The organism is Telluria sp. LT1R51-2 (assembly GCF_059685775.1).
The window spans coordinates 335755-348505 of record NZ_JCASIM010000001.1; the positions used below are offsets into that span (position 1 = coordinate 335755).

Annotated in this window: 11 protein-coding genes; 7 read left to right on the top strand and 4 right to left on the bottom strand. The window is 62.1% G+C overall.

Features of this window, described 5'->3' with window-relative positions:
- Positions 1 to 434 precede the first annotated feature (434 nt).
- The 4 genes from AC56LH_RS01560 to AC56LH_RS01575 all read left to right on the top strand — a co-directional run bounded on the left by AC56LH_RS01560 (position 435) and on the right by AC56LH_RS01575 (position 7813).
- Positions 435 to 3854 carry a TonB-dependent receptor gene (locus AC56LH_RS01560; protein WP_499643442.1) on the top strand — a complete coding sequence of 1140 codons (3420 nt, stop codon included), beginning with the start codon at positions 435 to 437 and terminating at the stop codon, positions 3852 to 3854.
- Positions 3855 to 4067: 213 nt separating this feature from the next.
- Complete coding sequence (locus AC56LH_RS01565) at positions 4068 to 5753, top strand: bifunctional metallophosphatase/5'-nucleotidase (RefSeq protein WP_499643444.1); 1686 nt, start codon at positions 4068 to 4070, stop codon at positions 5751 to 5753.
- A 17-nt stretch (positions 5754 to 5770) separates the two neighbouring features.
- Complete coding sequence (locus AC56LH_RS01570) at positions 5771 to 6844, top strand: S1/P1 nuclease (protein ID WP_499643446.1); 1074 nt, start codon at positions 5771 to 5773, stop codon at positions 6842 to 6844.
- 105 nt (positions 6845 to 6949) lie between these two features.
- Complete coding sequence (locus AC56LH_RS01575) at positions 6950 to 7813, top strand: MipA/OmpV family protein (RefSeq protein WP_499643448.1); 864 nt, start codon at positions 6950 to 6952, stop codon at positions 7811 to 7813.
- Positions 7814 to 8001: 188 nt separating this feature from the next.
- Here AC56LH_RS01575 and AC56LH_RS01580 read toward each other — a convergent pair whose 3' ends face one another.
- The 3 genes from AC56LH_RS01580 to AC56LH_RS01590 all read right to left on the bottom strand — a co-directional run bounded on the left by AC56LH_RS01580 (position 8002) and on the right by AC56LH_RS01590 (position 10025).
- A complete protein-coding gene (locus AC56LH_RS01580) occupies positions 8002 to 8499 on the bottom strand; it encodes a hypothetical protein (RefSeq protein WP_499643450.1) in 498 nt (165 codons plus the stop codon).
- 19 nt (positions 8500 to 8518) lie between these two features.
- Complete coding sequence (locus AC56LH_RS01585) at positions 8519 to 8842, bottom strand: hypothetical protein (protein WP_499643451.1); 324 nt, start codon at positions 8840 to 8842, stop codon at positions 8519 to 8521.
- Between the two features lie 271 nt (positions 8843 to 9113).
- Positions 9114 to 10025: an AraC family transcriptional regulator gene (locus tag AC56LH_RS01590; RefSeq protein WP_499643453.1), complete on the bottom strand. Its 912-nt coding sequence runs from the start codon at positions 10023 to 10025 to the stop codon at positions 9114 to 9116.
- A 50-nt stretch (positions 10026 to 10075) separates the two neighbouring features.
- Between AC56LH_RS01590 and AC56LH_RS01595 the strand changes: the two genes are divergently transcribed.
- Positions 10076 to 10858, top strand: a complete 783-nt coding sequence (locus AC56LH_RS01595; protein ID WP_499643455.1) for a hypothetical protein — start codon at positions 10076 to 10078, stop codon at positions 10856 to 10858.
- Between the two features lie 22 nt (positions 10859 to 10880).
- Complete coding sequence (locus tag AC56LH_RS01600; RefSeq protein ID WP_499643457.1) at positions 10881 to 11792, top strand: ketopantoate reductase family protein; 912 nt, start codon at positions 10881 to 10883, stop codon at positions 11790 to 11792.
- A gap of 81 nt (positions 11793 to 11873) precedes the next feature.
- On the opposite strand, the gene AC56LH_RS01605 is transcribed toward AC56LH_RS01600, so the two are convergent.
- Complete coding sequence (locus AC56LH_RS01605; protein ID WP_499643459.1) at positions 11874 to 12272, bottom strand: hypothetical protein; 399 nt, start codon at positions 12270 to 12272, stop codon at positions 11874 to 11876.
- Between the two features lie 78 nt (positions 12273 to 12350).
- On the opposite strand from AC56LH_RS01605, the gene AC56LH_RS01610 reads away from it, so the two are divergent.
- The gene (locus tag AC56LH_RS01610; protein ID WP_499643461.1) at positions 12351 to 12722 is read left to right on the top strand and encodes a MerR family transcriptional regulator; all 372 of its coding nucleotides are present in this window, start codon (positions 12351 to 12353) and stop codon (positions 12720 to 12722) included.
- Positions 12723 to 12751 lie beyond the last annotated feature (29 nt).

Genomic DNA, 12751 nt, shown 5'->3' on the forward strand with positions numbered 1-12751 from the left:
AGTCCAGAAGTAAGGTTTGTCGTCTTCTCGCTACAGAATTTCCCCTTGCACCGCTGGTTCTACTGATTTTTTGCCGAAAAAATTTCACCGTGGAATGCCACGCATATAATTCCGCCATGTCATAAAGCGCGCCAAATGACACGATTTATGTCGCGTAACGACAACGTCGACCGGACGATTTATACGGAAAAGCTCTGAATAGCGAAGCCAAATTGAATTTGTCGGGCTGAAAACGCTGATGCATATTGGCGCAATTCTGGTGTAAATCAAGCCACAGATCGTGTCATTTTGTTGAAACATTGTACCGATACAATCGCAGCCGCTTGCCGGCTGAATCACTGACGCGGCACGAAGAATACAACAAGCAGTAAAGCAGGGGAGGACGTCCGTCGGGCGTCCAACAAACAACTTTGAAGTTCTTTTTGGGGTAATCAATGATCACTCAGCAGCAGATCCGGCTCACCAAGTTGGCGCTGGCTTTGTCAGTTGCGTTGGCGGCGTCGCCGTCGTTCGCACAGAACACCACTTCGGCCGTCGGTGGCCGTATCTCGAACGTCTCGGGTCAGCCTGCCGCTGGCGCGCAAGTGCAGATCCTGCACACCGAGTCGGGTTCTGTCAGCAATGTCGTAACCGACGCTGAAGGCCGCTACGTTGCACGTGGCCTGCGCGTGGGTGGTCCTTACACCATCACTATCACCAAAGACGGTATCACCCAGACCCGCAACAACGTCTTCCTCGATCTGGCCCAGACCGCCGAAGTCGACGCCACCCTGGGCGTGCAGACCGTGACGATCGCCGGCACTGCACAGCGTTCGGAAATCTTCTCGAGCAACAACATGGGTGCGGGCACTGCCATCAGCAACACCCAGCTGCAGACCCAGGCATCGATCCAGCGTAACCTGCAAGACTATGCGCGTGCCGACCCGCGCGTCTCGCAGACCGACAAGGACCGCGGCGAAATCTCGGTCGCCGGCCAGAACTCGCGCTACAACTCGACGACCATCGACGGCGTCGCGATCAACGATACCTTCGGCCTGGAATCGAACGGCAGCCCGACCGCGCGCCAGCCGATCTCGATCGAAGCGATCCAGTCGGTGCAGGTCAACGTCGCCAACTACGACGTCACCCAGAAGGGCTACACCGGCGCGAACATCAACGCCGTGACCAAGTCGGGTACCAACACCTACAAGGGCGGCGTGTACTACGTGTTCCGCAACGACACGATGTCGGGCGACCGTTACAACCCGATCACCGACGTCTACACCGACGCGCCAAAGTCGAAGGAAACCACCAAGGGTATCTGGGCTTCCGGTCCACTGATCCAGGACAAGCTGTTCATCTACGCATTGGCTGAAAACTTCGAAAGCTCGCGCTCGAGCCCGGAATTTGGCCCAATCGGCAGCGGTACCGGCACCACCGTCGGCATCCCGCAGTCGGCCATCTCGGAAGCGCAGCGCATTGCCCAGCAGACCTACGGCGTCGACATCGGCAGCTCGGCTGTGCCAACCGGCTCGATGCTGACCTCGAAAGAGCGTATGGTGAAGTTCGACTGGAACATCACCGACGAACACCGCGCCAACCTGCGCTACGCCAAGACTGAACAGAGCGAACCGTTCTACCCGGGTTTCTCGGCCACCGGCGTCGGCCTGTCGTCGGGCTTCTATAACCAGGGCAAGACGATCGAGACCGCTGTCGCCCAGGTGTTCTCGGACTGGACCCCGAACTTCTCGACCGAGTTCAAGTTCTCGACCCGCGACTACGATTCGGTTCCGACCAACGCGACCCGCACGCCATCGATGTCGCTGCAGTTCAGCGGCGCGCTGCCGGCTGATGCGCCTGCCGGCCTGTCGACTGCCAACCGCTTCATCAACTTCGGTACCGATTTCAGCCGCCACAACAATGTCCTGCGCAACAAGACCAAGGATATGTATGCCGGCGCCAACTGGATTGTGGGTGACCATGAACTGAAGTTCGGCGTCGACCAGACCAAGAACGAAGTCTACAACTCGTTCCTGCAGGGTATCAATGGCTCGTACACGTTTGCCTGCCTCGATTCGACCGATGTGAATTTCTACAGCTTCGGCGCATTGCCAAGCTGCGCAAATGCCTCCAATGCTCGGGTACAGCAAGCCGTGCTGGAGAACTTCCAGCGTGGCCGTCCACTGGTCTATAACCAGCAGCGTGCATTGGCAGGCGCATCACTCGAGGATGCGATTGCCCGTTTCGACACCAAGAACACCGGCCTGTTCCTGCAAGACACCTGGACCGTCAATGACCAGCTGACCCTGACGTACGGCGTGCGTTACGACCGTAACGACATCGGCGGCCGTCCACTGGCCAACGCGGCTGCGGCCCGGCCGCTGGTGGCGGGTAACCCGGCCACTGGCGTGCGTCAGTCCGGCGGCTTTGGTCTGGACAATACCCAGACCATCGACGGTACCGACCTGATCCAGCCACGCTTCGGCTTCAACTACCGCTTCGACAAGTCGCAGCGTCCGACCCAGATCCGCGGCGGCGTCGGTCTGTTCCAGGGCGCGGCAGCCACCGTGTGGATGTCGAACCCGTTCTCGGGCACCGGCGCTGCCACGGCCACCATCGGCTGCTCGGGCACTGCTGCGACCCGTTGCCCGACCACGGGCGGCCTGATCAGCTTCAATCCGGATGGCCAGCCAGCCGTCGCCGGCGCCATTCCGGCCGCCGACGTCAACTTCCTGGATCCGAACTTCCGTCAGCCATCGATCTGGAAAGCCAACGTGGCGTTCGACACCGAACTGCCGTGGTATGGCATCGTGTTCGGCGCCGAAGCGCTGTACACCAAGAACAAGAACGGCATCTTCTATGAACACCTGAACCTGGGCGCAGCAACGCGCACCGGCTCGGATGGCCGTCAACTGTTCTGGAATACCCAGGGCCTGAACCCGGCGTGCTATGGCGTGTCGAACAACACGGCAAACCTGATCACCACCTGCGGCGCGGTCAACCGTTCGCTGAACAACCGCAGCTTCGGCAACGTGCTGGTGGCGCGTGATACCGACAAGGGCGATGCAAAAGTGCTGACCGCGTCGCTGTCGCAGCCAATGACCAAGGGCTTTGGCTGGTCGGTGGCGTACACCTACACCGATGCAACCGAAGTCTCGCCGCTGACGTCGTCGGTGGCCAACTCGAACTTCAACGGCCGCTCGGTGTTCAACCCGAACGAAGAAGTCGCCGCGAACTCGAGCTATGCGATCAAGAACCGCGTCAATGCGCTGATGAACTTCCAGAAGAAATTCTTCGAAGGCTACAACACGCGTCTCGGCGTCTTCTACGAAGGTCGTGAAGGCCGTCCGTACAGCTGGACGTTCAACAACGACATGAACGGTGACAATCTGGCCGGCAACGACCTGATGTACATCCCGACCGCCTTCGGTGCGAACGAAGTCGTGTTCTCGGGCGACACCGCGACCAGCCGTGCGAACGAGCAGCGCTTCTGGGACGTCGTCAATGCGAACAAGGGCCTGAGCAAGGCTGCCGGTGGTGTCGTGAAGCGTAACAACTCGACCGCCGAATGGGTCAACACCTTCGACGTGCGCATCAGCCAGGAAATCCCGGGCATCTTCGCACGCAACAAGGCGACCTTCTCGCTCGACTTCATGAACTTCGGCAACCTGCTGAACAAGAAATGGGGCCGTACCGAAGAGATCAGCTTCCAGTCGGCTGGTGGCCAGGCACGCAGTTTCGTCGATGTCGCCGGTATCGATGCACAAGGTCGTTATATCTACGTCGTGCGTAACGATGTCGAGCGTCAGGACCTGAAGCAAGCCAAGGGCGAGTCGCAGTGGGCCATCCAGGCAACCCTGCGTTACGAATTCTAAGCAGCGCGAATTGGTAGCTTGAAGTAGCCTGAAGTAGCCAGAACGGCCGGTGGAAACACCGGCCGTTTTTTCATCAAAAAAGTCCGCAGCCCTGCTGCTGTAAGGATTTCCTGCGCACAGGCGGCATGGGATAATGCCTGCTGTTGCGCTTATCCAAGCCCCCGTTTTTCGGGCGCCGGCCACCCCGGCCCGATTCCATAAAAGGTGTTTTTCATGATCGTCTCGCGTCGCGCAAGCGCCCGTCTTTCCACGCTGACCGTTGCGCTGCTGCTGGCCGGCTGCGTGACCGCTCCCCAGACCCCGGTTACCATCAATCTGGTCTCGCTCAACGACTTCCACGGCAATCTGGAGCCAAGCCGCTACGTGCTCAAGGGCGCCGATGGCAAGGATCAGGTCATGCGCGCCGGCGGCGCCGAAGCGGTGGCCGCGGCCCTTCAGGCCTGGCGCAAGCAGGACAAGGACCTGCTGCTCGTGTCGACCGGCGACATCGTCGGCGCCAGCCCGGCGCTGTCGTCGCTGTGGGCCGACGAGCCGACGATCGAAGTGATGAACATGCTGAACCTGCGCGCGAGCGCGGTGGGCAACCACGAATTCGATGGCGGCCGCAAGGAACTGCTGCGCCAGCAGAATGGTGGCTGCGATTCGCCGCACCCGACCAAGGCCTGCAAATTCACGCCGACCTTTGGTGGCGCCAAATTTACCTATCTGGGTGCGAACGTGATCGACAAGGTCACGGGCAAGCCAATCATCCCGGGCTTCACCATCGAAACCGTCAAGGGCATCAAGGTCGGCCTGATCGGCGTGGTGCTGCGCGATACGCCGAACATGGTGGTCGCATCGGGCATTGCGGGCTTGACGTTCGGCGACGAAGCCGAAGCGATCAACAACGCGCTGCCTGCGATGCGCGCAGCCGGCGCCAAGGTCATCGTGGCCCTCGTGCACCAGGGCGGCCGCACGGTCGAGTCGCCATTGCAAGCCGGTTGCAGCAAGCTCACGGGCGACATCGTCCCGGTCGTCCAGAAGATCGATCCGACGGTCAAGCTGGTGCTGACCGGGCACTCGCACCAGGGCTATCTGTGTGATGTCGATGGCCGCGTCGTGACTCAGGCCGATACGGCCGGCCACTTGCTCACGCGCGTGTCGATGCAGGTCGAGCCAACCACCGGCGCAGTGTCGAACCTGACCGTCGCCAACGTCGTCATGAAGCCGGGCGAGTACCCGGCCGATCCGAAGATGGTTGCGTATATCGCGCAGGTAAAAGAGCGCAGCGAGGCTGCGCTGACGCGCCCGATCGCGAAGATCGCCGTGGCGCCGCTGCTGCGCAAGAATAACGATGCGGGTGAATCGCCGCTCGGTAACCTGGTCGCCGACGCGGCGCTGGACTCGGCCCGCAGCCTGGGTGCGCAGTTCGCGTTCATGAACAATGGCGGCATCCGGCGCGACCTCGAAGCGCTCGCCGACAAGACCGTCAACTTTGGCCAGGCCCAGGCCGTGCTGCCATTCGGGAACACGACCGTCGTGATGAACCTGACCGGCGCGCAGATCCGCAACCTGCTCGAGCGCCAGTGGCCCGACGGCGCGAACGTGACGTCCGGCGTGTTGCAGGTCTCGCAAGGCTTTACCTATACGTGGGATGCCAAGCGGCCCGCCGGCACCCGCCTGGTACCGGGCAGCATCAAGCTCAATGGCAAACCGCTGGTGGATACCGCAACGTATCGGCTGGCACTGAACAACTTCCTGGCCGAAGGCAGCGACGGCTATCCCGAATTCGCACTTGGCACCGAGCGTATCGACACCGGCCTGCGCGACCTGGATGGCTTCATCACCTACCTGAAAAAACTCGAAGGGCAGGGCGCCGCGCTGGCCCCGGCTACCCCGCGCATCGTGCGCCTCAATTAAGCACCTCAAAAATGATCATGAAAAAACTCGCATGCGTGCTGGCGCTCACCAGCGCCTTCGGATTACTGGGCGCATCGGACGCCGCTGCCTGGGGCCGCGACGGCCACCGCGCCGTCGGCTCGATCGCCGACAAGCTGCTCAAGGGGACGAACGCCCAGAAGCAAATCGCACTACTGCTGCAGCCGGGCGAATCGCTAGCGTCGGTCGCCAACTGGGCCGACTGCGTCAAGGGCACCTACTGCGGCCCGCAGACGCCCGAGATGGTGGAATACGTCGAAGGCAACCCGCGCCACAGCGAATACCACTACACCAACGTGCCGTTCCAGCTCGATCACTACCATGAGCATGGCGTGGGCACGAGCGATGTCGACATCGTGCAGACGCTGGAGCAGTGCATCGCCGTCCTGCAGGGCAAGACCGATCCGGCGCTGAATCCGCACAAGTTCACCAAGCGCCAGGCCCTGATCCTGCTGGCGCACTTTGCCGGCGATATTCACCAGCCGCTGCACGTCGGTTCGGCGTTCGTCAGCAAGGACGGCAAGTTCATCGTGCCAAAATCGCGCGCGGAGATCGACGATACGCTCGTGTTCGATTCGCGCGGCGGCAATAACCTGCTGCTCGATGACGAGAAACTGGCAGCGCTGTCGAAAGGGGTGATCCCTGCTGCAGAAGCGGGCGATGCGCCGGTCGTCATCAAGGAAGGCGTGCCGAAGGCACTGACTAAGCCGTTCCACTCGTACTGGGACAGCACGACGGTCGACTATGCATTCCGCCGCGTCAAAACGCGCACGCCGGAGCAGTTCGCGGACGTGGCGATCGCCAGCGCGCCGCTGGTCGCGAAAGCCAAAGGCGACGTGGCCACCTGGCCGGTGCAGTGGGTGGAAGATGGCCTCAAATCCGCCAAGCTGGCGTATGCCGACGTGGTGCCGGGCAAGCTGACGCCGCAAACGGGCAAGAAGGGCGAGACCTACTACACCTTCGCGCTCGAAGTGCCGGCCAACTATCCGGTGCCAAGCTCCGAAATCGCCAAGACCCAGCTGATCAAGGGCGGGTACAACCTGGCCGCAATGCTGCAGGCGATCTGGCCGTAAGTTTCATCTTCGGCGCTGCGCAGATTGTTCGTTGCGCGCGCTGCACTTTTGGCACGGCCTCGGATAGAATCCGGTCATCCCCCGACCACAGACTCCCGAGGCCCCATGCATGTTCCATTGAAGGCTGCCATCGCGGCAGCCTGCCTGCTCCCCGCATTCCACGCTCACGCACAATCGCCAGCGGGCGCCAGCCTGCCGCTGTGGGAATTCGGCCTGGGCGCCGCTGCCCTGAGCACACCGGCGTATCCCGGCGCCGACGACCGCACCACCCGCGTCCTGCCCATCCCGTTCCTGCTTTATCGCGGGGAAGTGCTGCGCGCCGACCAGTCGGGCATCGGTGCGCGTCTGTTCCGCTCCGACCGGCTTGAGTTCGACGTTGGCCTGTCGGGTGCGTTGCCGTCGGACTCGGACGACGTCGAGGCTCGCGCCGGCATGCCGGATCTGGGCGCGCTGTTCGAATTTGGCCCGCGCCTGAAAATCCGCGTGGCCGACATTGACGCGACGAGTCGATTGCGCGCCGAACTGCCGCTGCGCGCGGTGATCGAAGCGCGGGGCGGCCTGCGACGCCAGGGCTGGACGTTCGAACCGAAGCTGGCCTACGAAACGCGCGGCGAGCGCGGTCTGTGGTCGTTCGAAGCCAACACGTCGGTGGTGTTCGGCGACAAGCGCATCAACCGCTATTTCTATGAGGTCGCGCCGCAGTATGCAACCGCCAGCCGCGATGCGTACAGCGCCGATGCCGGCCTGGTACTGGCGCGCGTGGGCCTGTTTGCCACGCGCCAGCTCAATCCCGACGTGCGCCTGTTCGGCTACGTGCGCTACGAGTCGTACGCCGGCAGCGCCAACCGCGACAGCCCGCTGCACCTGAAGAATTCCGGCACGTCGGCCGGCATCGGCTTCGCCTGGACGCTGGCACGCTCGAGCCGGCGTGCGGCAGGCTTCGAGCCGGTCGATCCGGTCACGCCATGACGTAACGCGGACAAGATCGGTGTTTGGCGCCATTCAGCTTTACGGCTTGTGAATGGCACCATCAGAAATCGCCAAGAAAAAGAGCGGCATGTAAAAAGAGTGGGACATACGCCGCTCTTTTTACATGCCGCTCTTTTCTTCAGGCCGTCACGACGCAGTGTCAGCGTCGCGTGGCGCTGTTTCAGCGATTACTTCTGCTTGTAAGAAACACGACCCGATAACCCGATCGTACCGGCGCCGTTGGACAAGTCTTCGGTGCCGCTCAGCGAGCCGCCGCCGGTTGCGTGAAAATAGGTGCCGGAGCCGCCGGTGATGGTGAAGGTGCCGCCGTTCATGACGTAGGCAGTGCCTGCGCCGGTAGGAACGAACTGACCACTGTAATCGGCGAAAATCTGGTCGCCGTTTGGATACAGCAGGATGAACTTGCCATTGCTGAAGGTGAACGTCGTGCCAGACTGGGCGAAGCAATCTCCGCCCACGAAGGCGACTGGCGTACCTTCAGCCGTCTCACCGTGGCCGGCAAGCTTGCCGCCGAGGGTGGACGCACATTGCGGCGCAGGGCCCACTTTTTCATTGAAGACGCCTTTGACTTCAAGCGCCCTGACTACGTTCGGACCGGCCGAGGCCGAAAACGAAGCGGCCATCAGAACCAGGCTGGACAGGAGGCGTACGGAGGCAGTCTTCATTACAATAATTCCTTGGCTGTTAAAAAAATGATATTGCACATACTAAGATAAGAGAAGAAATCCTCTTGCTCGCACGATTCCATTTTTTTACGTTGTTGCAGGTTTCCCACATGCTCCTGGTGCTGGCGTCCATCGTCAGCAAGACGCGCCCGTTGTCGGCGTTCTGGCGCACGGTCGAGGTCAGCTCTTCCATCGACGATGCGGTCTCTTCCAGCGCGCCGGTGTCGTTGTCGCCCTGAACGACGATCTGGCTGCCCAGGTCACCCGTGGCGACAGTCTGCGCCATCAGCACCGCTTGTTCGAGCGGCGACGTGATGAGCAACACAAGCAGGGTGAAGCACAAGCAGGGTCAGGTCTGACATTCGGACACGAACTCAACAAGCACAAGCAGGGTCAGGTCTGACATTCGGACACGAACTCAACAAAACCTCCATTTATGAATTCCGTGTGGAAGATAGTAATGAAGAGTCTGTGTCCGAATGTCAGACCTGACCCTGGCTATGCTGGCTACATGACCCTGGTTACGGGCCGGCCCAGTGTGCTTTGAAATCTCGTGCCGCGTCAGCTTGTCAGGAAAAGCAAGCTGCCGCAAATCCGGCCCAGTGCCAGCCGGCTTAGATTGGGCCGGGCTGGCGTACGTAGTCGCGCGGTGCGCAACCCATGACACGCTTGAACGCGGTACTGAAGGCGCTCTCCGATTCATAGCCGAGCGCCGGTGCGATGACGGCGATCGCGTCGCGCGATGTCAGCAACCGGTCGGCGGCCAACAGCATGCGCCAGCGCGTCAGGTAATCGATGGGGGTTTCGCCGACGCGCTCCTTGAAGCGCAGCGCAAACGTCGAACGCGACATCGCCGCCAAGGCGGCCAGCGCGTCGATCGTCCACTTGCGGGACGGATCGCCATGCAGCGCATTCAACGCGGCGCCGATCTGCTTGTCGCCCAGGCCATAAATCCAGCCGATGCCGCCAGCCCGGCCCTCGGCCAGGATGATGCGCAGCGCCTGAAGCAACACCAGGTGCGCCAGGTGCCGCGCCATCAAAAATCCACCCGGCAAAGGCGTGCGCAGTTCGGCCATGACGCGCTCCATCGCACTGCGCAATGCTGCACGGTCTGCCTCCGCGCGGATGTGCACGATGGGCGGCAGCACGCCGAGCAGGATGTCCGCATGGCGGCTGTCAAAAGCGAAGTAGCCGCCCAGGCCGTAGACGGCGCCGCCATTGTTGAGGGTGACGACGCCGCCTTCTTCCACCGACGGGAACACATCCCACGCGTCGGCCGGAACCACGTCGAGCGCACTGCCCAGCCGGAACGCCAAACCCCGGGGCAGCAACACGCAGTCGCCCGCCTCCAGCAACACACCGGCAATGCCGTCGACTGCCAGCCAGGCCTGCCCCGACAAGATAGCGAAGCATCTAATGCTGCGGTGCTCCGGGTAGCCGATGGCCCAGTCGCCGGCGGCATCGACGGCACGGAACATGTAGTTCACGGGCTTAAGCAGGGAAAGTACATCCGATAGTGCATCCATGAGTGTCCTCGGACGATGGCAAAGATAATGCAGACTTTAGCATATAGATCATGCAGAAAGACGTCTGTACTATCGTTGCTTTCGTAACGGAGGTCGCGATGTCCCTGCTTGTCTTTGCCGCCATTCTGGCACTGTGCATGATCCCGGCCACGTTGGCCGCGCGCCGCGATCTGCGGACGATCCGCGGCGTCAACGTCTGGGCCAAACCACTCAAATTCCTGGCGGCCCTGGCGCTGTTTTCCGCTACCACGGCCGTGCTGATGCGCGCCGCTGGCCCCGGCGCCCCTTTCGCCGCCATCGAGGCGCTGATCGTCGCAACATCGACCTTCGAGGCGGCCTATATTACTTACCAGGCCAGCCGTAACGAGCCGTCGCATTACAACACCAGCGACGCGCTGCACACGGCGTTGACGGTGCTGATGGCATGCGGCGCCATCGCATTGACCGCGTCGCAAGCCTGGCTGGCCTGGATCATCATCGACACCAATCCCGCATGGCGCGCGTCGGTGACCGTCTTTGGCGCCGTCACCGGCTTGCTCATGACCTTCGTGCTCGCCACCGTCAGCGGGTTGATACTGGGCGGGAAGCGCGCGCCAGCCGGGGCCGGGTTGCCGCTGGTCGGCTGGCGCCGGGTTGGCGATGCGCATCCCGCGCATTTCATGGGCGTGCACGCGCAGCAGATCATCCCCGCTTTCGGTTTCATTGCAGACCGTCTGCTTGGTAGCGCCGCGCATGCGGGCTTTACGGCCATGACCGCGACCTATGTGTTGGCGTGGGCGGCACTCACGCGGATGCAACTCAAACAAAGCACTGTGGCGACCGCCGCGGCCTGACCGTCCACTCACCAGGATCCCCTTGTCCAATCCACTTCAAATCGCCATTATCGGCACCGGCAACATCGGTAGCACCTTCGCCTACCAATTGGCCCTCGCCGGTGGGCACGCCGTGACCGTCATCGCCCGCCCGGATTCCCCCCGGCTGCGGCAACTGCAGCGCGACGGCGCCATTGTCAGGGATGACGGCACGCGCGCCTCGGTGACCGTCGCCGATCGGCTCGACACTGCGACGCCGTATGACCTCGTGATCGTCACTGTGCCGGCGCAGCAGGTCGACACCCTGATTCCCGCTCTGCGCGACAGCGCCGCCGCACGCATCCTGTTCATGGTCAACCAGTTCGACCCCGAGCGCTTGCGCGATGCAATCGGTCCCGCGCGCTGCGACTTCGGCATGCCATTCGTGCAGGCCAGCCTCGACGCCGACGGCAGATTGCATGCGGTTATCGGCGCCGGCGGACAAAAGAGCAAGCTCAGCGCGCAGCGCTGGGCTGACGTGTTCAACGCTGACGGTCTGCCTGCGGTCCTGGAGCCGGACATGCTGCGATGGCTGCGCTGCCATGCACCCTTGTGCGTCGCATTCGAAGCAGTTTCGGTGGCAGGCGTGCGCCGGGGAGGCGGCGCCACCTGGGGCGAAGCGGCAGTCCTGGCACGCGGCGTGCAGGCGTGTTTTGCGCTGATCGTCAGCGGCGGCGACCAGCTCTATCCAGCCGGGAAACGGCGGCTGCACGCCAGCCCGTTCTGGGTGACGGCCGCCATCTTGTGGTCGGTGTCGCGCATTCCCTCGTTTCGTATCCTGCTGGCCCAGGGCGAGAATGAATGCCGGGCGCTGGCCGGCGCCATGGCAGCCGCAGCGCAGCAGGCCGGCCGATTCAACGATGTAAGAAAGATCACCGCCATGCAGCCGCCCAGGGTTGATGCACAACGTACGTGAACGCCGGATCTGCCGTGACGCAGGTGTATCAGGTTGGTAACGCCACGAAGCCAGTGCACCCTGCGCCAGGTTTTTCTTTACTCAGCCGTGGCGCACTGGCCACCACTGCGCCACGCCCCACGCCAGCTCGGGCAGGATAAAAATCCAGAGCACCGGCTCGCCAGTGGCGCTCAACGCCCACACCATCCATGTGGCAAACATCATGCGCGCAGCGCCGTCATAGCGGCCAAACCGCTGCTGCGGATCGGCGATGCGCAGCAGTGACCATACCAATACCACGCTACCCAGCAGGCAGGCGAACAAGACGTGAAACGGAGCGAACACGGGCAGCGCAGAGCCACCGAGCGCCTGGTTAATGCCGCTGAGCTGGCTATGGGCTAGCGCAAAAGTCCATGGTGTAGCAAATAGCGCTGTTACCAGGACGTCGTACACGCCGCTGGCGCGCACCAGGCGCGTAAAGCTGGAAGCTGAAAACTGCATGATCTCTCCTCATATTGAACGAGACCGGATGCTAAAGCCTGGAGTACACTCCATGGTCAAGCGAAAACAGGAGCAACCATGCAGATAGGAGAAATGGCAAGCGCCACTGGCCTGTCGCGCGACACCTTGCGGTTTTACGAGAAGCGTGGCCTGCTGCATGCCCGGCGCAGCGCCAACGGCTACCGCGACTATCCACCCGAGGCGGTGGAGTGGCTACGCTATATGCGCCTGGCGCAGTCACTGGGTTTTACGTTGGTAGAAATCGAAGCGGATCTGCCGCTTTTGACCAATCCAGATGCATCCGGCAAGCAGCTGCGAGCGGCGCTGGCGCGCAAGCTCCAGGACATCGATCGTCGTATCTCTGACCTGCAGACGCTGCGCGACGATCTGGCGCGGCGACTGACGCCCGATATGGAACAATGTCCATTGCGATCTAGCCTGGAAGCTTGATCGCTTTGCAGTCTTCACCAGGATAGATC

Bases quoted from the DNA above. Each gene is read 5' to 3' on its own strand.
- AC56LH_RS01565 (WP_499643444.1), top strand. From the start codon at position 4,068: ATGATCGTCTCGCGTCGCGCAAGCGCCCGTCTTTCCACGCTGACCGTT.
- AC56LH_RS01575 (WP_499643448.1), top strand. From the start codon at position 6,950: ATGCATGTTCCATTGAAGGCTGCCATCGCGGCAGCCTGCCTGCTCCCC.
- AC56LH_RS01605 (WP_499643459.1), bottom strand. From the start codon at position 12,272: ATGCAGTTTTCAGCTTCCAGCTTTACGCGCCTGGTGCGCGCCAGCGGC.
- AC56LH_RS01595 (WP_499643455.1), top strand. From the start codon at position 10,076: ATGCAGAAAGACGTCTGTACTATCGTTGCTTTCGTAACGGAGGTCGCG.
- AC56LH_RS01560 (WP_499643442.1), top strand. From the start codon at position 435: ATGATCACTCAGCAGCAGATCCGGCTCACCAAGTTGGCGCTGGCTTTG.
- AC56LH_RS01610 (WP_499643461.1), top strand. From the start codon at position 12,351: ATGCAGATAGGAGAAATGGCAAGCGCCACTGGCCTGTCGCGCGACACC.
- AC56LH_RS01590 (WP_499643453.1), bottom strand. From the start codon at position 10,025: ATGGATGCACTATCGGATGTACTTTCCCTGCTTAAGCCCGTGAACTAC.
- AC56LH_RS01570 (WP_499643446.1), top strand. From the start codon at position 5,771: ATGAAAAAACTCGCATGCGTGCTGGCGCTCACCAGCGCCTTCGGATTA.
- AC56LH_RS01580 (WP_499643450.1), bottom strand. From the start codon at position 8,499: ATGAAGACTGCCTCCGTACGCCTCCTGTCCAGCCTGGTTCTGATGGCC.